Source organism: Polaromonas sp. (assembly GCF_030689685.1).
Classification (GTDB): Bacteria; Pseudomonadota; Gammaproteobacteria; order Burkholderiales; family Burkholderiaceae_C; genus Polaromonas.
Window position 1 is genome coordinate 12,111 of the sequence record NZ_JAUYEY010000010.1, and the last position, 20,347, is coordinate 32,457.

The 20,347-nt window shown below is 61.8% G+C and carries 16 protein-coding genes and 1 pseudogene; 8 read left to right on the forward strand and 9 right to left on the reverse strand.

The features are described from left to right. Positions 1-153: 153 nt before the first annotated feature. Entirely contained in the window at positions 154-987 is an 834-nt protein-coding gene (locus tag Q8O29_RS02805; protein WP_305560539.1) for an ABC transporter ATP-binding protein, read from the reverse strand. 1 nt (position 988) lies between these two features. After that, positions 989-2,146, reverse strand: a complete 1,158-nt coding sequence (locus Q8O29_RS02810) for an ABC transporter permease (protein WP_305560540.1) — start codon at positions 2,144-2,146, stop codon at positions 989-991. A 373-nt stretch (positions 2,147-2,519) separates the two neighbouring features. On the opposite strand from Q8O29_RS02810, the gene Q8O29_RS02815 reads away from it, so the two are divergent. From Q8O29_RS02815 to Q8O29_RS02825, 3 genes are read left to right on the forward strand one after another with little or no spacing between them, the layout of a single operon-like run. Further along, positions 2,520-4,052, forward strand: a complete 1,533-nt coding sequence (locus tag Q8O29_RS02815) for a CoA-acylating methylmalonate-semialdehyde dehydrogenase (protein WP_305560618.1) — start codon at positions 2,520-2,522, stop codon at positions 4,050-4,052. A 3-nt stretch (positions 4,053-4,055) separates the two neighbouring features. Beyond that, entirely contained in the window at positions 4,056-4,622 is a 567-nt protein-coding gene (locus Q8O29_RS02820) for an HNH endonuclease (protein WP_305560541.1), read from the forward strand. A 10-nt stretch (positions 4,623-4,632) separates the two neighbouring features. Continuing rightward, positions 4,633-6,372 carry a GMC family oxidoreductase gene (locus tag Q8O29_RS02825; protein WP_305560542.1) on the forward strand — a complete coding sequence of 580 codons (1,740 nt, stop codon included), beginning with the start codon at positions 4,633-4,635 and terminating at the stop codon, positions 6,370-6,372. A gap of 138 nt (positions 6,373-6,510) precedes the next feature. On the opposite strand, the gene Q8O29_RS02830 is transcribed toward Q8O29_RS02825, so the two are convergent. Further along, positions 6,511-7,299, reverse strand: a complete 789-nt coding sequence (locus Q8O29_RS02830) for a hypothetical protein (RefSeq protein WP_305560543.1) — start codon at positions 7,297-7,299, stop codon at positions 6,511-6,513. A 155-nt stretch (positions 7,300-7,454) separates the two neighbouring features. Beyond that, positions 7,455-7,973: a TIGR02281 family clan AA aspartic protease gene (locus Q8O29_RS02835; protein WP_305560544.1), complete on the reverse strand. Its 519-nt coding sequence runs from the start codon at positions 7,971-7,973 to the stop codon at positions 7,455-7,457. Positions 7,974-8,103: 130 nt separating this feature from the next. Between Q8O29_RS02835 and Q8O29_RS02840 the strand changes: the two genes are divergently transcribed. Continuing rightward, positions 8,104-10,380, forward strand: coding sequence for a response regulator (locus Q8O29_RS02840; protein WP_305560545.1), 2,277 nt, complete (start codon positions 8,104-8,106; stop codon positions 10,378-10,380). Between the two features lie 467 nt (positions 10,381-10,847). After that, positions 10,848-11,000 (forward strand): annotated as a pseudogene (locus Q8O29_RS02845) (sulfite exporter TauE/SafE family protein); the annotation flags it as partial. An 89-nt stretch (positions 11,001-11,089) separates the two neighbouring features. On the opposite strand, the gene mrdA reads toward Q8O29_RS02845, so the two are convergent. From mrdA to Q8O29_RS02865, 4 genes are all read right to left on the reverse strand, one after another. Next, positions 11,090-13,165, reverse strand: coding sequence for a penicillin-binding protein 2 (mrdA, locus tag Q8O29_RS02850; protein WP_305560546.1), 2,076 nt, complete (start codon positions 13,163-13,165; stop codon positions 11,090-11,092). Between the two features lie 156 nt (positions 13,166-13,321). Then, positions 13,322-13,840: a rod shape-determining protein MreD gene (mreD, locus tag Q8O29_RS02855; protein WP_305560547.1), complete on the reverse strand. Its 519-nt coding sequence runs from the start codon at positions 13,838-13,840 to the stop codon at positions 13,322-13,324. Beyond that, complete coding sequence (mreC, locus tag Q8O29_RS02860; RefSeq protein WP_305560548.1) at positions 13,837-14,757, reverse strand: rod shape-determining protein MreC; 921 nt, start codon at positions 14,755-14,757, stop codon at positions 13,837-13,839. Before mreC ends, mreD begins: the two co-directional genes overlap by 4 nt. Positions 14,758-14,807: 50 nt before the next feature. After that, positions 14,808-15,851, reverse strand: coding sequence for a rod shape-determining protein (locus Q8O29_RS02865; RefSeq protein WP_305560549.1), 1,044 nt, complete (start codon positions 15,849-15,851; stop codon positions 14,808-14,810). A 250-nt stretch (positions 15,852-16,101) separates the two neighbouring features. Here Q8O29_RS02865 and gatC point away from each other — a divergent pair, with 250 nt between their 5' ends. The 3 genes from gatC to gatB are packed head-to-tail and all read left to right on the forward strand — an operon-like array spanning position 16,102 to position 19,446. Further along, complete coding sequence (gene gatC, locus Q8O29_RS02870; RefSeq protein ID WP_305560550.1) at positions 16,102-16,401, forward strand: Asp-tRNA(Asn)/Glu-tRNA(Gln) amidotransferase subunit GatC; 300 nt, start codon at positions 16,102-16,104, stop codon at positions 16,399-16,401. Then, positions 16,398-17,900, forward strand: a complete 1,503-nt coding sequence (gene gatA, locus Q8O29_RS02875) for an Asp-tRNA(Asn)/Glu-tRNA(Gln) amidotransferase subunit GatA (protein ID WP_305560551.1) — start codon at positions 16,398-16,400, stop codon at positions 17,898-17,900. Before gatC ends, gatA begins: the two co-directional genes overlap by 4 nt. A gap of 10 nt (positions 17,901-17,910) precedes the next feature. Then, positions 17,911-19,446 (forward strand): Asp-tRNA(Asn)/Glu-tRNA(Gln) amidotransferase subunit GatB, encoded by a 1,536-nt coding sequence (gatB, locus tag Q8O29_RS02880; protein ID WP_371134135.1) that lies wholly within the window; start codon positions 17,911-17,913, stop codon positions 19,444-19,446. A gap of 195 nt (positions 19,447-19,641) precedes the next feature. Here the strand turns inward: gatB and Q8O29_RS02885 are convergent, their stop codons facing one another. After that, entirely contained in the window at positions 19,642-20,343 is a 702-nt protein-coding gene (locus tag Q8O29_RS02885) for a DUF4124 domain-containing protein (protein ID WP_305560552.1), read from the reverse strand. Between the last annotated feature and the right edge of the window lie 4 nt (positions 20,344-20,347).

Genomic DNA, 20,347 nt, shown 5'->3' on the forward strand with positions numbered 1-20,347 from the left:
AATCTCTCTGTGAGGTGGTTCCAGAAATTCGTTGCTCGGGATGCAGTGCAAGGCGCCCGGCGCGCAGGACACCGGAATGCACTTTGGTGCATGAGGATTCCGAGCACCGCGCAACGCAGCAATGCGCCCGAGCAGCGGATTTATGGAGGCACCTCATACGGTGAAGGGGTATTCGCGCAGCAACTCTGCCGCGCGCTGGCCACGCTCACCCAGAAAAAAGCTCCGAATAAACGGGTGCGAAAAAGCAATCACATCGCGCGGCGCACCGACCACAATGACCTGGCGGTCGGCGAGTACAGCAATTCGCGTGCTGAGCTCAAACAGCGTGTCCAGGTCATGCGTGACCATCACCACGGTCAGCTCCATGCCCTTGTGCAGCGAGCGCAGCAGGGCGCAAAAACTGTCTGCGCTTTCGGGGTCCAGACCGGCGGTTGGCTCGTCCAGCAGCAGCAGCGGCGGGTCCATGATCAGGGCGCGTGCCAGCGACACCCGCTTGACCATGCCACCCGACAGGTCGGCCGGCATTTTGTCGGCATGTTCCGGCGCCAGGCCCACCATCTGCAACTTGACCATGGCCGCCTCGCGGATCAGCGCGTCTGGCAGCGTTTTGAGCTCGCGCAGCGGGAAGGCAATGTTCTCCAGCACCGTGAAGGCAGAAAACAGCGCGCCCTGCTGGAACAACATCCCCACGCGACGCGACGCGCCGTGTTTGCCCAACTCGGCAACGGGTTTGCCGAGCACGGTGATCTCGCCGCGCGTCGGGTCTTCGAGCCCCAGCATCTCGCGCAGCAGCACGGTTTTGCCGGTGCCCGAGCCACCCACCAGCGACAGGAACTCGCCGCGCTTTATACACAGGTCGAGGTCCTGGTGAATGACGGATTCCTTGTCGCCATTGGTGAACACGGTAGACAAGCCGGCGATGTCGACGATCACGTCGTCGTTCGGCTGACTGCGGGGGGCTGTCGTGTTCCTGTTGTCCGTATCCATGTCAGGTCCCGATGCTCTTGAACAGCACGGCAAAAAGCGCATCGACCAAAATCACCACGGTGATGGAGGTCACGACGGACGCGGTGGTGCCGCGACCCAGGCTTTCGGTATTGGGTTTGACACGCAGGCCGAAGTGACAGCCGATCAGCGCAATCAGCACGCCAAATACCACCGACTTGGCGCTGGCCAGCGCAAGATTGGCGACATCCACGGCGGCAGGCAGGGCGTTGATGAAAAACGAGGGCGTGATGCCCATGACCAGATCAGCCGCCAGCATGCCGCCCAGCAGCGCCGCCACGGTGGTCCAGACACTGATCAGCGGCATCACGATGGCCAGCGCTATGGCACGCGGCATCACCAGCCGGTAGCTGTGCGCAATACCCATGACACGCATCGCATCGAGCTCTTCGGTCACGCGCATCACGCCGATCTGCGCCGTGATGGCCGATCCCGAGCGCCCGGCAATCAGAATGGCGGCCAGCACTGGCCCGAGCTCGCGGATCAGCGAGATGCCCAAGATATTGACGATGAAGGCGTCGGCACCAAACTGCTTGAGCTGCTGCGAGATCAGGTAGGCCAGCACCACGCCAATTAGGAAGCCGACCAGCGCGGTGATCGGCAAAGCCGTGGCGCCAATGTGATACAGATGGCCGGATATGTCACGCCACGGGCCTTCGCGCGGGTTGCTGACCAGCTTGCCAAGGTTGAGCACCAGGCGGCCCACCAGGGCCACCAGGCCCGTGAAATGGTCGACAACTTCCAGCAACCCCTCGCCCAGCTTCAGGAAGGCCTGCCTGAAGCCTTGAGGCGGCGTCGCTGGCCGCTCCACGCTGAACTCGGCCACACGCTCCAGCACCGCGCGTTGCGCGGGCTCAAGCTCGAATTTTTCAGGCCATTGCCGGCCCCAATGGTCCCAGAGCACCTGTGCGCCCAGATGATCAAGCTGCTCGATCTGGCGCAAGTCCCACAACACGCTCTGACCCGAAGCTTCAGCACCGAGGGATTGCAGGTGGGCGCTCAGCGCATCCCACACTGGCCGCGCGGTCAGTTCACTGGCTGTCCACGGACCCAGCACCAAATAACACGCGCCTTCCGGCGTGTCCTGCGACTCGATATGCGGAGTGGATTCGCTGACAGCGGTTTCCTCCGGAAGTGGCATGTTTTTGATGGTGCGAGAGTCAGAAGGTGATTCGGCAGAACAGGCAGCGGCCGGCGCACGGGTGCGCATGGCTCAGGCGCTCAAGAGCATGGTAATGCAGCTACAGGTGCCACGGCTACCGGCATTTGGCTTCAAAACGCCCTCTTGCTGTCCTACAGAAGCGGCCGCCAGCGGCCAAGTGGCATCCGGGTGCAAAGACGTCCGGTGGCCTGTCAGGCCCGTGGCAGCTTGCCAGCCTTTAATCCATCAGTAGCCTTGCACCGCGCCACCCTTTGTCAGCGTTTGCCCAGACACTGCGGGATACCATTCTGGTACATCGCGCCGCCATCCGATAATCTGGGCACTTACCCCTGGAGCCTGAGAAATGAATGATATGAGTCGCCCTCTTTTAAGCAACACCGCGCAGGCCATCGGTCACGCCATCAACGGACGCAGCGCCGCAGGCAGTTCCGGCCGCGCGCAAGACGTCTTCAATCCCGCCACAGGCGCGATCACCGGCCGCGTGGCCCTGGCCAACGCTGCCGAGGTCGATGCCGCCGTGGCCGCTGCGCAAGCCGCCTTCCCGGCCTGGGCCGACACGCCGCCGATTCGCCGCGCCCGGGTGATGTTCAAGTTCCTGGAGCTGCTCAACCAGAACAAAGACAAGCTGGCCCATCTGATCACCGCCGAACACGGCAAGGTCTTCACCGACGCCCAGGGCGAAGTCTCGCGTGGCATTGATATTGTTGAATTTGCCTGCGGCATCCCGCAACTGCTCAAAGGCGACTTCACCGACCAGGTGAGTACCGGGATTGACAACTGGACCCTGCGCCAGCCGCTGGGTGTGGTGGCCGGTATCACGCCGTTCAACTTTCCGGTGATGGTGCCGATGTGGATGTTCCCGGTGGCCATTGCTGCGGGCAACTGCTTCATCCTCAAACCCAGCCCGATTGATCCGAGCCCCAGCCTGTTTATCGCCGAACTCCTGAAACAAGCCGGCCTGCCCGACGGTGTCTTCAACGTGGTCCAGGGTGACAAGGAGGCGGTCGATGCGCTGCTTGTGCACCCGGACGTCAAAGCCGTGTCTTTCGTCGGCTCGACGCCGATTGCCAACTACATCTATGAAACCGGGGCGCACCACGGCAAGCGTGTGCAGGCCCTCGGCGGCGCGAAAAACCACATGGTGGTCATGCCCGACGCCGACCTGGAGCAAGCCGTTGACGCGCTGATCGGCGCCGGTTACGGCTCGGCCGGTGAGCGCTGCATGGCGATCTCGGTGGCGGTGCTGGTCGGCGATGTCGCTGACAAGCTGGTTCCCATGTTGGCCGCCCGCGCCAAAACCCTGGTCGTCAAGAATGGTGTGCACCTGGATGCGGAGATGGGCCCCATCGTGAGCGCAGCGGCGCACAGCCGGATCACCGGCTACATCGATGCAGGCGTCAAGGAAGGCGCGCAGTTGCTGGTCGACGGTCGCAGCTTTACCGGCAAGGATGCGGGCAGCGGCTGCGAGAGTGGTTTCTGGATGGGTGGCACGCTGTTTGACCATGTGACGCCCGAGATGAAGATCTACAAGGAGGAGATCTTCGGGCCGGTGCTGGGCTGTGTGCGGGTCAAGGACCTCAAGGAAGCGGTGGAGCTGATCAACGCGCATGAGTTTGGCAACGGGGTGAGCTGCTTTACCCGGGACGGCCATGTGGCGCGTGAGTTCAGCCGGCGCATTCAGGTGGGCATGGTGGGCATCAATGTGCCGATTCCGGTGCCCATGGCCTGGCATGGCTTTGGCGGCTGGAAGAAGAGTCTGTTTGGTGACATGCATGCCTACGGTGAGGAGGGTGTGCGTTTTTACACCAAGCAGAAGTCCATCATGCAGCGCTGGCCCGAAAGCATTGGCAAAGGCGCGGAGTTTGTGATGCCGACTGCGAAGTGATCAATGGCGATTTCGCGCTTCTTATTGCCCAAACCTCATGGTCTAAAGGCACGGACTTCGTCGATCACAAATGCATTCATCAACGGTGTATTGCCTGTGGAAGTCCCCACAGACGACGAAATAAATGAAGCTCTCAGTTTTTTTAATCAGCAGCATGGAAGTCCACTAACCTGCGTCTATTGCGGCAATCCGGCTAGCGAGTGGGACCATTTGCGCCCGCTTATCAAGGACAAGCGGCCTACCGGCGAATATACGCACATCAGAAATTTGGTGCCCGCGTGCGGCAAATGCAACCAATCCAAAGGCAACAACGATTGGAAGCGTTGGATGCTCAGTCGCGCGCCGCTTAGTCCGACGACTCGCTGTGTAGTTGATGTGATTGAACGAATTGCTCGGCTCGAGCAGTTCGAGGAGTGGGGGACATCCCGAGTGGCGACCCATCTGGAGTTGCAGGTTGGAACTGAACTCTGGCAGGAATACGAGGAAGCTCTAGCGCAGGTCTACTTGGCAATTAACAGGGCCGAAATTGTGGCGTTAAAACTAAAAATTATTACTCGAAAAAAAGCATGAGACAACACCCATGAACGAAAACACTTTTGACTACATCATTGTCGGAGGGGGAACCGCCGGCTGCCTGCTGGCCAACCGCCTGAGCGCCGATGCGTCGAAACGCGTGCTCCTGATCGAGGCCGGCCGCAAGGACGACTACCACTGGATTCACATCCCTGTCGGCTACCTGCACTGCATTGGCAACCCGCGCACCGACTGGCTCTACAGCACCGAGCCGGAGGCCGGCCTGAACGGCCGCAGCCTGCGTTACCCGCGCGGCAAGACGCTGGGCGGCTGCTCCAGCATCAACGGCATGATTTACATGCGGGGTCAGGCGCGCGACTACGACCAGTGGGCACAACTGACCGGCGACGATGCCTGGCGCTGGGACAACGCCCTGCCCCACTTCATGCTGCATGAAGACCACTACAAAGGCGCCAACGCCATGCACGGTGCGCGCGGCACGGCGCCGACACTGATGCAGGATCAGGGCGCTCCCTATCAACAAACGCTGCGACACCGCAACTCGGGCGGGGAATGGCGTGTCGACAAGCAGCGGCTTCGCTGGGACATCCTCGACGCCTTTGCCGAAGCTGCGCAGCAAGCGGGCATTCCTGCGACCGATGACTTCAACCGCGGCGACAACGAAGGTGTGGGTTACTTTGAAGTCAACCAGAAAAACGGCTGGCGCTGGAACACCGCCAAGGCTTTTCTGCGCCCCGCCTGCTTTGGTCGCCCCAATTTTGAAATGTGGACCAGTGCGCAAGTCAGCAAACTCGTGATTGAGCGGCAGGACGACGGCAGCCAGCGCTGCACTGGCGTCGAGGTCTGGACGGGCCAGGAAAGTGTCCCGGCTTTTGCCACGCGCGACTCCGGCAAGGCACAAGGTAAATTGGGCGAAGTCATTCTGAGCGCGGGCAGCATAGGCTCGCCGCAAATTCTGCAGCTCTCGGGCATAGGGCCGGCGGCGCTGCTGCAAAAACACGGCATACCCGTTGTGGTGGACCTGCCCGGGGTGGGCGCCAACTTGCAGGACCACCTGCAAATCCGTTCGGTGTACAAGGTCAAAAGCGCCGCCGCCAAACACTTCACGCTCAACACGCTGGGTACATCGCTGTGGGGCAAGGCAAAGATCGGCCTCGAATATGCGTTGAAGCAAACCGGCCCGATGAGCATGGCGCCCTCGCAGCTCGGCGCTTTCACCCGCAGCTCCCCCGACCAGCCTTACCCCAATATCGAGTACCACGTGCAACCACTGTCGCTGGACGCTTTTGGCGAGCCCCTGCACACCTTCAACGCGTTCACCGCCAGTGTCTGCAACCTGAACCCGACCAGCCGGGGCTCGGTGCAGATCAAAAGTGGCCGTTTTGAGGACGCCCCGGCGATTGCGCCCAACTACCTGAGCACCGCCGAAGACCGCCAGGTGGCGGCCGATTCGCTGCGCATCACGCGCCGCATTGTGGGCCAGAGCGCCCTGGCGGCTTATCAGCCGGAAGAGTTCCGCCCAGGTGTGCAGTTCCAAAGCGATGAAGACCTGGCCCGGCTGGCCGGCGACATTGCCACGACCATCTTCCACCCGGTGGGCACCACCAAAATGGGCAGGGCCGATGACCCGCTGGCGGTGGTGGACGCGCACTTGCGGGTGCGCGGAATCACGGGCTTGCGTGTGGTCGATGCCGGCGTGATGCCACTCATCACCAGCGGTAACACCAACTCACCCACACTGATGATTGCCGAGAAGGCTGCCCAATGGATTCAGGACGGGGTATAGCCCCGACCTTCGTTCAATCCGTTTGAACTCTGCACCTTGCGGGCTGACGCAGGCCAGAGGCTCGCTTCTGATGCCTGACCTGAACCTTCCGTTCTTCCTGAGCAGGCTAACGCGGCGAAGAAGGGGTAGGCACTGACCTCAGTTGGCGTCTGAATCGTCGAGCAGGGCCGCGATGGTCAGAACGTCCGCCTTCTGATTGCGGGCCCTGAGCTCGTCGGCGCACCCCATCCAGCGCTTGATCTGCGCGCCCCAGCCTTTTGCCTCTTCCTCGGTCATGGGGGTTTTGTCCTTGACAGCGGCCGCATAGGGTTCTGGCCCGCAATGCATCTGGGCCGCGTCCATGAACCCCATGCGGTAAGACAGTGCGACCAGCAGTTGCTGATCGGCCAGCCAGCGCTGGTTGATCACAAACATATTGGCCGAAGCGGTGGCGTTCATCTTGTCCAGAATAGTACGCGGTGTGCCAAGCGCGGCCATGTAATTTTCGACGATGCGGGCGATGCTGGCAAAGCGTTCAGACGCCGGGTCCATGGGTTGACCATTCACTTTCACATTGATCCGGTGCACCCCCAGGCTTGCACTGCTGGGGACATGACGACTGACGCCGCTCATCCACAAAATAAAACAGGCGCTGTAACAACGGGCACCAGGAACCACATGGGTTGCTGCGTGACTTTTCTCAAGCAGCCGGGCAATCTTGACGGTCTCATCGAAATCCCCGCCAGGAGAGTCCAGAAAAACAGATCGCGCAAAACGCTCGTAGTTGTCGGCGTGCCGGACAAACTGGATGATTTTGGCGTAATCGCCTTTCTGGATCGGCCCCTTGATCAGCACGCCCTGCTGGTGGGCGGAGATATCGGCGGCCAGGGCAGGAGCAAGCCCATTGAAAAATAGCCACGCAAAAAGAACAAAAGCGGCTCGTGACATGGATGTACTCCTGCTTGCAGACAAAACCTGAATGTCAGCGAATGTTACGAGCCTTGGACGCGTTTGTCAGTCATGAATTACCGGGGCAGCTGTAACTTATTACCCTGTGGATGCCCGCCTGTCGTCCGTTGCGGCCATTTTTCCCTCACCTGAGACTATTTGGGACGCAAAATCATGGTTTCTCCGGACAAAACCAGTTCAAATTTGGACAAAAAACTCTGCCCCAGCAAGGCCACGCCGGCGTCCGGGCCGACCAGCCCCACGCCGACCCGTGTGCCGGAAACACTGGCCGGCCCGACCGAGACGGTCAGGCCGGAAACAATCCGGCCCCGCAGCTCGCCATTGGCCGTCCGAAATGTCGTCGGCTCGCCAGCCGCCAGGCCGGCGTCACGCGCAAATGCCTCGCTAACCACCACCAGCGAGGCGCCTGTGTCGACAAGAAAAGTCACCGGCTTGCCCTGAATATGCCCCTGCGCATAAAAATGGCCATCGCGTGCCCTGGGGATCAACAGCTCTCCCGTCGCTGAAACCACCAGAGGCGGCGGCTTCAGTACCTGCGTCATCAAGGCATACAACACCGCCATGACCACCAGCCAGAACAGCACGATGGCCAGCGGGCCCCAAGCCAGACCGGCGCCGACCCGACCCACTTCTTTCGCACTGTTGTTGCTCATGCCAATATCCAAGTGGGCATACACGCCGTTTCCGCTGCCGCGGGCCAGCAAACATGATACGGGCCCACGCCTGGCGAAATGACGGCGGGGTCTTCGGCGGGGCACATAATTGTTCAAGCCAAGGAATTCGATGTCGCAAACCCGCCTCGCCCTCTTCATGCAAACGCAGCGCGAGCTTTATCTGGCAAGCCTACCGGCAAAGGTCGCCGAGGTGGGCACAGCCTTGCAGCAATACCTGCATGCGGGCGATCACGCAGCAGGACTTTCAGCCCTGGCAGGAGCGCACAAGCTGGCGGGTTCGGGGGGCACCTTCGGGTTTCCGGCCATCAGTGAGGCGGCCACCAGCATCGAAACGCTTCTGTCTGCAGCCACGGCCTTGGGCCGGCCTGTGGGCGCGGCTGAACGCCGTTCGCTGCAGGTCAGCGAACAGGCCTTGTACGACGCCATGACACAGGTCAGCGGCACTTCTGCAGCTCTTTCTTTGTCAGTGCCTCGAGTTCGCAGCTGGGCGGCGCCACAACTTCGCACACAGACCGGGGGCCTGATCTTTATTGTTGAAGCAGACGTGCAAGCGGCCAGCCGGCTGAGTGCCCAGCTCCAGCACGCCGGATACCCCAGCCGCATCGTTGACCAGCCGGATCAGCTCCCGGTGCAGACGCGGCCTGTTGCGATTTTGGCCAACGCGGTTTTTAACGCCGACCCCCAACTAAAGCAGTACACCCAGACCGTCCCCGAAGGCGCCAACCCGGTCCCCCTGATTTTTATCACGGGCAGCAACGATTTCGAGGCCCGACTGGAAGCCGTGCGCGCCGACGCAGCCGGTTATTTTGCGCACCCGCTCGATGTGCCCGCACTGCTTGGCCTGCTGGACCAGGTCACGTCCGGGGAACCCGTCCGACCCTACCGTGTGCTGATCGTGGACGACGACGATCTACTGGCCGCCTTTTATGCCGGCGTGCTTGAAGCGTCCGGCATGGAAACCTGCATCGTCACCGACCCCAGCCAGGTGATGGCGCCCTTGATCGACTTCCAGCCCGACCTGATCACTTGCGACATCCACATGCCGCAATGCAGCGGGATTGAGCTGGCCGCGCTTATTCGCCAGCAGCAGGCCTTTGTGCGCATCCCGATTGTTTTCCTGTCGGCTGAAACCAGCCTGGACAAACAGGCGCAAGCGCTCCGGCAAGGCGGAGATGACTTCATCGTCAAGCCGGTGGAGCCGGCCGCGCTGGTCTCGGCGGCGCAAAGCCGCGCGCGCCGCTACCGCAGTTTGCTGGCGGCGGAAGACACCTTGCGCATCAGCGAAGAGCGTTTTCGCCTGGTGTTCGAGACCAGCCTCGACGGATTCATCCAGGCTCTGGCAGACGGCACGGTGATTGCTGCCAACCCGTCCGCTTGCGCCATGTTCGGGATGGATGACACCCGGATCAAGGCCACCGGCCTCACCGGTCTTATGGATGCCGCTGATCCGCGTGTGGCGGCGATGCTCCAACAGAGAAGCCGTACCGGTGAGTTTCGCGGGGAGATCAATTGCGTGCGCGGCGACGGCGCACGTTTTCCGGTTGAGATCTCATCCTCACAACATGTCGGCAGCCATGGCGATGTCCAGGTCAGCGTGATCCTGCGCGACATCACCGAGCGCAAACTCGCCGAGCAACAAATCATGCAGCTCAACGCCGAGCTCGAAAGCCGGGTGGAGCAGCGCACCATCGAGCTCACTGCGGCCAACCAGGAGTTGCAGGCCTTCTCGCAGTCGCTCGCGCACGACTTGCGTCAGCCCTACATCGCTGTGAACGGACTGGCCGGCCTGCTCGAAAGAGAGATGGGCGCCGGTGCCAGCGAGCGCGGCAAGCACTACCTTCAGCGCATCCGCGCCGGTGTCAACCAGATGAATGAGCGAACCGACAGTCTGCTGGCGTTGGCGCAACTGTCTCGCACCGATATCCGGCGCGGACCCCTGGACCTGGCCGCCATGGCAGAAAAGGAGATTGAAACGCTGCGGCAACAGGCGCCTGACCGCCAGGTCCACACGCATGTGCATGCGCCCTTGCCCGCGTCTGCCGACGCCGCACTGGTGCGCCACCTCCTGAAGATTTTGCTGGGCAACGCCTGGAAATTCACCTCGCGGCAGGCCCATGCCGACATCTCGGTAGGCGCTGAAACCAGCTCGGACGGCGACACGGTTTTTTTTATCAAGGACAACGGCGCAGGCTTTGACATGGCCTATGCGGACAAACTGTTTGGCGCCTTCCAGCGTCTGCACGCACCGGAAGATTTTCCAGGCGCCGGTATTGGCCTGGCGACGGCGCGCAGGATCGTGTCGCGCCACGGCGGGAAAATCTGGGCAAAATCTGCGCCGCAAGAAGGTGCCTGTTTTTTCTTCACCCTTGGCAAGCCAGCCCGATAACCAGCCGGCGAAAAATCAGCCCAACCCTTTGACATAACGCGGCGCGTGAACGTCTCGGCGCTCACGCTGGCGATGGGTCTCACTGTCGCCGAAGATGGCGCCTGCGGTCCATAGTGATTCCCGTTTTTGTGCGAATAAACCCAACGACAGGTGGCAAGAGGCATAAGTCATGCCAGCAAGCTGGAACCCTCGCATACGAGGAGTGCGCGCCCCAGGGGAGGGAAAATGCTGATGCACTAAGTGGGTGCGCGACCTACAGTTAATGACCTGCAGACGGGCCACGGTGCTCGCAGAGGGGCCGAGGAGACAAACAGATTGACTAGAAAATATTGGCATCCTCTGGGATGTTTTTGACAAAAGCGTCGGGCTTTCCCGGCGCTTTTTTTTGCCTCCCGCGTACCGAATCAGTGGATGCTCCCCACCCGTCGGATCCGCAGGTCCCGCAGGCTCGATGAGACCATCCAGCCATGGAGTTGCTGATCGTGACGATGGCCTCGCTGCCGGTGGGTTTTGTGGACGCCATCGTCGGCGGCGGCCTGATTCTGGTACCCGCATTGTTTGCTGTCTTTCCCACCACTCACCCGGCCACGCTGTTTGGTGTCAACAAGGGGACGTCGGTCTAGGAGCCTGGGCGGCAGAAGGTACGTCGGCTGCAAAGCGGCCGCGACGGGGCCACTTTTCGCTTCGACGCCTTCTGCCGCCCAGACTCCTAGTCTGCGTTGGCCTCGACGGCAGACGCGGTGGGGATCAGTTTGGCAACGGCTTCCGCAAGTGCCGCCGCCCTGGCCGCCCTGACCTGGGCCGCCGCCGCGCTCACTGGCCCGGCAGACGCGGCGCTGGTGGCCAGCAGCCCGGCCATCTCGGCGGCCGAGCGTGGCTTGCCGATGGGCGCAGCAGCCAGCCCCTTTTGTACGGCAAGCATGTCTTCCTCACTGGGGTACTGGCCCTGCAGCACATAGTCAAACACGCGCCGCGCAATCGGCGCCGCCACGCCAGCGCCCCAGCCGGCATTTTCAACAATCACCGCCAGCGCAATTTTGGGCTGGTCGGCCGGTGCAAACGCCATGTAGACCGCGTGATCACGCTGATGCTCCTCCAGCTTGGCACTGTTGTACTTGTCTTTCTGCCCGACCGTTGAGGCCTGGGCAGTGCCTGTCTTTCCGCCGCTCAAGTAACCGGCGCCCGCAAACACCCGCGTTGAGGTGCCTTCCTGTGTCACCCCCACCAATGCCTTGCGAATCACGGCCAGGTTCTCGGGCTTGTAGCCGAGGTTTTCTGGCGCATCGGCCGCCACCGGGTGGGTGGCTCGCGTCATGGAGTCCTGGGTTGCAATCACCAGGCGTGGCTTGTGTTTGACGCCATCGTTGGCGAGGACCGCCGTTGCCTGGGCCAGTTGCAGCATGGTGAAGCTGTTGTAGCCCTGCCCGATCCCCAGCGAGATGGTTTCACCGGGGTACCATTTTTTAATCTGCTCGGTTTTTTTCTTGAAGTATTCGCGCTTCCAGGCCTGGCTGGGCAGCACGCCGCGCACCTCGCCCTGGATGTCGATGCCCGTCAACTGGCCGAAGCCCAGCGGCCTCATGAAATCATGCATGGCGTCCACGCCGAGGTCGTTGGCCAGCGAGTAGTAGTAGACATTGCTCGATTTGACAATGCTCTGGTACATGTCCACCGGCCCCATCGCTGAGCCGTGGCTGCGGAACTGGTGGCCGCCGAACATCCAGGAGCCGGTGTCGTTGGTGATGCTGCCGGGCTGGCGCTTGCCGGACTCGAGTGCCGCCATGGCCATGAAAGGCTTGTAGGTAGAACCCGGCGGGTAGGTGCCGCGCAAGGCCCGGTTCAGCAGCGGTTTTTCGATGGACTCGTTGAGGGCCTGCCAGCTTTCGCTGTCGATACCGTCAACAAACAGGTTGGGGTCGAAGGTCGGCTTGCTGACAAAGGCCAGCACCTCGCCGGTGCGCGGGTCCAGCGCCACCAGCGCACCGCGCCGCTCGCCGAACAGATCTTCCACCAGTTTCTGCAGTTTGATGTCGATCGACAGCATGACCGTGTCGCCCGGCGTAGCTGGGCTGCTGGCCAGCTTGCGCACCGCCCGGCCACCGGCGGAGGTTTCCACTTGCTCGACGCCGGTGTTGCCATGCAGTTGCTGCTCAAAGCTCTGCTCGACACCGAGTTTTCCGATGTAGTCGGTGCCGCGGTAATTGCCTTCCTCGTCGTTTTCCTCGATGCGCTCTTTTTCCGCCTGGTTGATGCGGCCGATGTAGCCCACCACATGGCTGGCCAGCTCGCCGTAGGGGTAGCTGCGAAACAGCCGCGCTTTGATGTCCACGCCGGGAAACCGAAAACGCTGGGCCGCGAAACGCGCCACTTCCTCGTCGCTCAGTCGGGTGCGGATCGGCAAGGATTCGAAATTTTTGGATTCATCACGCAGTTTTTTGAAGCGTCGCTTGTCGCGCGGTGTGATCTCCACCAGACGTCCCAGGGCCTCGATGGTGTCGTCGAGGTCGCCGACTTTGGAGGGCGTGATCTCCAGCGTGTAGGCGGAATAATTGGTCGCCAGCACCACGCCGTTGCGGTCCAGAATCAGGCCACGGTTGGGCACGATGGGGACCACGGCCGTGCGGTTGCTTTCGGCCTGCGCGTTGAGGTCGTCGTGCCGCACCACCTGCAAATAAACGAGGCGGGCGGCGACCAGCGAGAAGGCCAACAGGACGACCAGGCCCACCACCAGTACCCGCGCGCGAAAGCGGGACAGGTCGGCTTCAACATCCCGGAGTTCAGTCATCTCAGTCGGACCCCGCGCAGATCAATAAGTGCCCGAACCGGAGTTGAACTCCCATCCCCTTCAAGCAAGGGCCGCGGGTCCGGCTCCGCCGGCCCGCAGGCGCAGCGGCCCCCTCGGGGGGCAGGGAACTACGCGCAGCGAGTGACCGTGGGGGCGTCATAAAGGCCGGTTTTCGTCGGGGTTGGGCGCCCGCCGCTGCGGGGCCAGCAGCATCACGCTGACCACCGGCCACAGCAGCGACTCGGCCAACGGGGCCAACAGCAGTGTCCAGCCCGGAAAAATACCGCCGCTGCTCATGCGGATGAGGATCTCGACCCCGTGCGCCCCGGCAAACATCGGCAGTACCTGCAGGGCTTGCGAAGGCACCGTGAACCAGAGCAGGCGGCGGTGAATCATGGTGGCGAAAAAACTCAGCGCGGTATAGGCCAGCGCATGCTGTCCCAGCAAGGCCGACTGGTGCACGTCCATGCCCAGACCGAACATGAACGCCAGGCCGATGCCCACGCGCTGCGGCTGGTGCACGTTCCAGAACACCAGCACCAGCGCCAGAAAATCGGGCATCCAGGGCACACGTCCGAGCGGCAGCATGTCCAGCAGCAGGGCAACGATCAGGCTGGTCCAAATGAAAACGGGGTTGGCCGGCAACAACAGTTGCTGGCCCGACGGCATGATCATTTTCCGGCTCCTTTCTTCACCGGGCTCGGCGCGGCCTCGTCAACCGGCCGCTGCGGAATCTGGCCCGACACCGGCGCGATCACCATGACATGCACGGCCGCGCCGACCTGGGCTTCGGGCGTGCAGTAAATGCGGGCAAAAGCCGATTCGGCACGGCGTTCAATTTTCTCGATTTTGGCCACCGGCAACCCCGGTGGGTAAACCCCGTCCACACCGCTGGTCGTCAGCAAATCGCCCTGCTGCACATCCGAGTTGCTGCCCATGAAACGCAGCTCCAGCCCACCGCCCGAAGCCGAGGGCTCGCCATACGCAACGCTGCGCGCGCCAGTACGGGTGTTGAGCACCGGAATGGCCAGTTCGCGGTCGATCACCAAGGTCACTTCGCTGACCAGGGGATGCACGCGGGTAACCTGGCCGAGTACGCCAGACTCATCCACCACCGGCGAGCCGAGGGCAACGCCATGGGCCAGCCCCTTGTCGATAATGATCTTGCGGGTGTAGGGATCGGGCGCGTCGTACAGCACTTCAGCGGCCAGGCCGTTGATGGCTTTTTGCTCACGCAGATCGAGCAGCTTGCGTAGGCGCGTGTTCTCCAGCGCCAATTGCTCGACCTGGCCGGCCCGCAGCGACTGCAGCGCAAGTTTTTTGCGCGCTTCTTCCTCGCTGGTTTTGGCCTGGTTCAAGGCGGTGAAATAACCGCCGCCGTTTTGCACGGCCCGCACCGGCTGCAGCGCCAGCCATTGCACAGGATAGAGCGCAGTGGCCAAGGCGGCACGAATCGGCTGGGTGACCCGGAAGCGCATGTCGGCGACCATCAGGAACAGGGCCAGCGCACTGAAAAACATCAGCTTGGACAAGGCCGACGGCCCCTGTTTAAAAAAGGGCGGCGGGGTTCTGTCGAGGGTTCCTAAGGGCATGGTCTGCGGTCAATCATGCGCCCATTCGGCGGCATCGAGAAGGATGCGTGTTATTCCGAAGTGAAGATGGAACCCATGCGGTCCATGCGCTCCAGCGCGATGCCGCAACCGCGCACCACGCAGGTCAGCGGGTCTTCGGCCACCAGCACCGGCAGGCCGGTTTCTTCGGCCAGCAGGCGGTCCAGATCGCGCAGCAACGCGCCGCCGCCGGTCAGCATCATGCCGCGGTCGGCGATGTCGGCGCCGAGCTCGGGCGGGGTATGTTCGAGTGCGGTTTTCACGGCACTGACAATGTTGTTGAGCGGGTCGGTCAGGGCTTCGAGGATTTCGTTGCTGGAAATCGTGAAGCTGCGCGGTACGCCTTCGGACAGGTTGCGGCCCTTGACTTCCATCTCCTTGACCTCGGAGCCGGGAAAGGCAGAGCCAATGTTTTTCTTGATGGCTTCGGCGGTCGGCTCGCCGATCAGCATGCCGTAGTTGCGGCGGATGTAGCTGATGATGGCCTCGTCGAAACGGTCGCCACCAACGCGTACGCTGCCTTTGTATACCATGCCGCCCAGCGAGATCACGCCGACTTCGGTGGTGCCGCCGCCGATGTCGACGACCATGGAGCCGCTGGCTTCGGACACCGGCAGACCGGCGCCTATGGCCGCCGCCATGGGTTCTTCAATCAGGTACACGTCGCTGGCGCCAGCGCCCAGGGCGCTTTCGCGGATCGCCCGGCGCTCGACCTGGGTGGAGCCGCAGGGCACACAGATGATGATGCGCGGACTCGGCTTGAAGAAGCTGCGCGGATGCACCATCTTGATGAACTGCTTGAGCATCTGCTCGGTGACGGTGAAGTCGGCGATCACGCCGTCTTTCATCGGCCGGATGGCCTCGATGTTGCCGGGAACCTTGCCCAGCATCGCCTTGGCTTCGCGGCCAACGGCCTGGATGGTTTTTTTGCCCTGCGGGCCGCCTTCGTGGCGGATGGCAACTACCGAAGGTTCGTCCAGCACAATGCCACGGTCGCGCACAAAAATCAGGGTGTTGGCGGTTCCGAGGTCAATCGCCAGGTCGGTGGAAAAATACCGACGGAAAGTTTCAAACATGTTGGGGGTCCGGTTCTGGTGGTGGGCACGGAGCAAACTTCGTTGCCCTATCGCCTTCTATGATTAATCAATGAGCGCGTGAAAAATGGAAGGACGAAACGGTCTAGCACCTTGATAAATAACGCCTAAAGCGTGCATCCAACCCTGAGTGCACACCAAAGGCGGGATAATAACGCATCCCCCGTGAGTCACTGGCTGGCACACAAGCCATTATTTCACCTTTACACCTCGTTTCCGCTGTAGTTTTTCCATGGCATTGACACCCCAAGACATCATGCGCGTCGCCAACCTGGCCAGGCTGGAGTTACGCCCCGACGAAACCGAACACACACGCAGTCAGCTCAACGGCTTTTTCGCGCTGGTAGAACAGATGAACGCCGTCAATACCGAGGGCGTGGAGCCGCTGGCGCACCCGGCGGCGGTGCTGGGGCAGGTGGCCCTGCGTCTGCGCGACGACATTGCCAGTGAACCGAACCAGCGCGAGGCCAGCCAGGTCAGCGCGCCCGCTGTCGAGCGCGGCCTCTTCCTCGTGCCCAAGGTGATTGAATGAGCACCGATTTGCACGACCTCGGGGTCGCCCAACTCGCGGCCAAACTCGCCGCCCGCAACGTCTCCAGCGTCGAAGTGACGCAGCACTTCCTGGCCCGCATTGAACAAAACGCCGGCCTGGGCGCTTTTCTTGCCACCGACAGCGCGGTGTCACTGGCGCAGGCCAAGGCGGCCGATGCGCGCCTGGCCGCCGGGGAGCGCACGCCGCTGCTCGGTGTGCCGCTGGCGCACAAGGATATCTTTGTCACGCGCGACTTCCCAACCACCGCCGGTTCAAGAATGCTGGAGAACTACCGCAGTCCGTTCGATGCCACCGTGGTGGGCAAACTGGCTGGCGCGGGCATGGTCACGCTGGGCAAGCTCAACTGCGACGAGTTCGCCATGGGTTCGGGCAACGAGAACAGCGCCTACCAGCCAGTGCTGAACCCCTGGGACCGCACGCGGATTCCCGGTGGTTCGTCGGGCGGCAGCGCAGCCGCTGTGGCTGCGCGCCTGGTGCCTGCGGCGACCGGCACCGACACCGGTGGGTCGATCCGCCAGCCCGCCTCGCTGACCGGCATCACCGGCATCAAGCCGACCTATGGCCGCTGCTCGCGTTACGGCATGGTGGCGTTTGCCTCCAGCCTGGACCAGGCCGGCCCGATGGCGCGCTCTGCGCTCGATTGCGCCCTGCTGCTGTCGAGCATGGCTGGGCCGGACCTGGACCGCGACTCGACCTCGCTGGACCTGCCGGTGGCCGATTACGCTACAGATTTGATAGCTGCTGGCGCAGGTGGGACAGGGGCTACAGCCCCAAAAAGCTTGAAGGGTCTGCGGATTGGCCTGCCCACCCAGTTTTTCGGCGCTGGCTGCTCGGCCGACGTGCTGCAGGCCGTGCGCGCCGCGCTGGCCGAGTTTGAAAAGCTGGGGGCGACGCTGGTTGATGTCGATCTACCGCTGACAGAGCTGTCCATCCCGGTGTATTACGTGATCGCACCGGCCGAGGCCAGCAGCAACTTGAGCCGCTTCGACGGTGTTCGTTACGGGCACCGCGCCGCCAGTTACGGCGACCTGACCGACATGTACAAGAAGTCGCGCAGCGAAGGTTTTGGCGACGAAGTCACGCGCCGCATCATGATTGGCACTTATGTGTTGTCGCACGGGTATTACGACGCCTACTACCTGAAGGCGCAGAAAATCCGCCGGCTGATTGCCGAGGACTTCCAGAAGGCCTTCGCACAGTGCGACATCATTGCCGGCCCGGTGTCGCCCACCGTCGCCTGGAAGATCGGCGAGAACGCCAGCGACCCGGTGGCCAGCTACCTGGCCGACATCTACACACTGTCGAGCAGCCTGGCGGGCCTGCCCGGCATGAGTGTGCCGGCCGGTTTCGGCGCGCACAACATGCCGGTCGGCCTGCAACTGATCGGCAACTATTTCAAGGAAGCGCAGTTGCTGGGCGCGGCGCACCAGTTCCAGCTCGCGACCGACTGGCACCTGCGCCAGCCCCCAGGCCTTTGAGTGATTTGACATGAGCCAGACCCAACCCACCGTCAACCCCTTCGCCCAGATGCAGGCAGGCAGACCCACGGGGCCGCTGGTGCTGGGCTATGAAGTCATCATCGGCTTCGAGACCCACACGCAGCTCACCACGCAATCGAAAATTTTCAGCCGCGCCTCGACCGCCTTTGGTGCAGAGCCGAACACCCAGGCCTCGGCAGTGGACTTTGCCCTGCCCGGCGCTTTGCCAGTGATGAACAAGGGCGCAGTGCAGCGCGCCATCGAGTTCGGCCTGGCCGTCAATGCGCACATCGCCGAGAGCAGCGTGTTCGCACGCAAAAATTATTTTTACCCCGACCTGCCCAAGGGCTACCAGATCAGCCAGTTTGAAATTCCGGTGGTGCAGGGCGGCACGGTCGAGTTTTTCCTCGGCGATGAAAAAAAATCGGTGCGCCTGGTGCGTGCGCATCTTGAGGAAGATGCCGGCAAGTCGCTGCACGAAGACTTTGTAGGCATGAGTGGCATCGACCTGAACCGCGCCGGCACGCCGCTGCTGGAGATCGTCACCGAGCCCGACATGCGTTCATCTGCGGAAGCGGTGGCCTATGCGAAAGAGCTGCACAAGATCGTGACCTGGATAGGGATTTGTGACGGCAACATGCAGGAAGGCAGCTTCCGCTGCGACGCCAACGTGTCGGTGCGCAAGCCCGGCGCGGAGCTGGGCACACGCCGAGAGATCAAGAATCTGAACAGCTTCCGCTTCATGCAGCAGGCCATCGACTACGAAGTACGCTGGCAGATCGAGCAAATCGAGGACGGCAAAACCATCCAGCAAGCGACCGTGCTGTTCGACCCGGACACCGGCGAGACGCGCGCCATGCGCACCAAGGAAGATGCGGCGGATTACCGCTATTTTCCTGACCCGGACCTGCCTCCGCTGGTGATTTCGCGCGAGTGGGTTGAGGAAACGCGTGCGGCTATGAAGGAGCTACCTCGAGCAATGGCTGCGCGATTTCGGAGCCAGCACGGTTTATCGGAGCACGACGCCGCTCAACTAACCTGTAGCTGGGGTATCGCTGCAGATTATGAAGATGCAGCCAAACTGAGCAGCGAACCTAAACTCGCAGCGAATTGGTACATCAACGCAGTGTTACCTGCACTAAATTCATCAGACGCTTTACCTGAAATCAGTGTTTACGAATTGACGAGCACCAAAGCACCAGCAAAAATCGCAGCGCTTATTTCACGCATTTCTGACAATACGATTTCCAACAAAGCAGCTCGGCAGGTTTTTGAGTTGCTGTGGTCGAGAAATACTGTGGATGCTGAGCCCATCGCGCAAGTGGATGCGTTAATCGAACAGCTTGGCCTCAAACAAATGAGCGACACCAGCGAGCTCGAAAAGATCATCGACGATGTCCTCGCGGCCAACGCTAAAAACGTCGAGGAAGTGCGCGCCGGCAATGCCAAGGCCATGAACGCGCTGGTCGGTCAGGCCATGAAAGCCACCAAGGGCAAGGCCAATCCGGCGCAGGTCAATGAATTGCTGAAGAAAAAATTGGCTTAGCGCAGATCGAAATCGCTAGCAAAATAATAGCTGCTTGCGCCCGTCCAATATGGGCCAGAGCCATTTTTGATCACTATCGAGCGCTCCAAATTCATCATTGTCGAAGCGCCCAACCCCTCACCCCAACCCTCTCCCGAAGGGCGAGGGTGAGAGCAGTCCAATTCACTGTCGTGTATTTGAAAAAGATCGGTACTCTTATTTTTTGGCGGCCACCGGCGCAGGCGCAGGCTTGCCCGGCACAACAGCACCGGAAGTCGCCCACAGCTGTTTGAGCTTGAGCAACTCGTCGTCGAAGCGCCGGTTCACCCGTTTTTTCTCGGCGTCTTGCTCGCTGATGAAGCGTTTTTGCATCGCAACGCTGCTGTCGTTTTCTTCCAGCCGACGTTTCAGGGAGGCCGGCGCCCGGCCTGGCGTGTCTTTGTAAAACTCCAAATCCGCATGGATGGCCTTGCGCTGCTCGGCAAGCTCCTGCGAGCGTTTGTTCGAGGCCTTGATGACTTCGCCCACCTGGCTCAGCGCTTCGGCGCGCTCTTTGTCATGCAGGTCACGCGTGGGATAACGCAGCAACAAGGCGCGGTCACGGCGCTTGTCTTCAGCCTCGCGGGCCCGCACTTCGGCGGCGACCTTTTCCTTTTCTTCCAGCGCGGCGCGCTCTGGGGGGGTCAGCTGGGGGGGCAGCACCCGCCGGACCGTGCCTGACGGGTTGATTTCGCGCTGAACCCGGTCTAGGCATTCAGCAATCGGGCGGTCAGAGGTAATCTTGCGGCCGGTGCCGTCAACGCAGGTGTAAATGCCTTGCACGGTGGGCACGCGGGTTTGTGCGACCGCGATTTCGCTCAGGCAGGCGGCTACCAGGGCAAGGCCTGCCTGGGTCACGGTGTACAACTGCAGGGGCATGTGC

What these genes read in the sequence shown, in the direction of transcription:
- gatB (WP_371134135.1), top strand. Translation starts at nt 17,911, where the DNA reads ATGAGCCAGACCCAACCCACCGTCAACCCCTTCGCCCAGATGCAGGCA.
- Q8O29_RS02820 (WP_305560541.1), top strand. Translation starts at nt 4,056, where the DNA reads ATGGCGATTTCGCGCTTCTTATTGCCCAAACCTCATGGTCTAAAGGCA.
- Q8O29_RS02825 (WP_305560542.1), top strand. Translation starts at nt 4,633, where the DNA reads ATGAACGAAAACACTTTTGACTACATCATTGTCGGAGGGGGAACCGCC.
- Q8O29_RS02815 (WP_305560618.1), top strand. Translation starts at nt 2,520, where the DNA reads ATGAGTCGCCCTCTTTTAAGCAACACCGCGCAGGCCATCGGTCACGCC.
- Q8O29_RS02810 (WP_305560540.1), bottom strand. Translation starts at nt 2,146, where the DNA reads ATGCCACTTCCGGAGGAAACCGCTGTCAGCGAATCCACTCCGCATATC.
- Q8O29_RS02840 (WP_305560545.1), top strand. Translation starts at nt 8,104, where the DNA reads ATGTCGCAAACCCGCCTCGCCCTCTTCATGCAAACGCAGCGCGAGCTT.
- mreC (WP_305560548.1), bottom strand. Translation starts at nt 14,757, where the DNA reads ATGCCCTTAGGAACCCTCGACAGAACCCCGCCGCCCTTTTTTAAACAG.
- mrdA (WP_305560546.1), bottom strand. Translation starts at nt 13,165, where the DNA reads ATGACTGAACTCCGGGATGTTGAAGCCGACCTGTCCCGCTTTCGCGCG.
- Q8O29_RS02865 (WP_305560549.1), bottom strand. Translation starts at nt 15,851, where the DNA reads ATGTTTGAAACTTTCCGTCGGTATTTTTCCACCGACCTGGCGATTGAC.
- gatC (WP_305560550.1), top strand. Translation starts at nt 16,102, where the DNA reads ATGGCATTGACACCCCAAGACATCATGCGCGTCGCCAACCTGGCCAGG.
- mreD (WP_305560547.1), bottom strand. Translation starts at nt 13,840, where the DNA reads ATGATCATGCCGTCGGGCCAGCAACTGTTGTTGCCGGCCAACCCCGTT.
- gatA (WP_305560551.1), top strand. Translation starts at nt 16,398, where the DNA reads ATGAGCACCGATTTGCACGACCTCGGGGTCGCCCAACTCGCGGCCAAA.
- Q8O29_RS02885 (WP_305560552.1), bottom strand. Translation starts at nt 20,343, where the DNA reads ATGCCCCTGCAGTTGTACACCGTGACCCAGGCAGGCCTTGCCCTGGTA.
- Q8O29_RS02830 (WP_305560543.1), bottom strand. Translation starts at nt 7,299, where the DNA reads ATGTCACGAGCCGCTTTTGTTCTTTTTGCGTGGCTATTTTTCAATGGG.
- Q8O29_RS02805 (WP_305560539.1), bottom strand. Translation starts at nt 987, where the DNA reads ATGGATACGGACAACAGGAACACGACAGCCCCCCGCAGTCAGCCGAAC.
- Q8O29_RS02835 (WP_305560544.1), bottom strand. Translation starts at nt 7,973, where the DNA reads ATGAGCAACAACAGTGCGAAAGAAGTGGGTCGGGTCGGCGCCGGTCTG.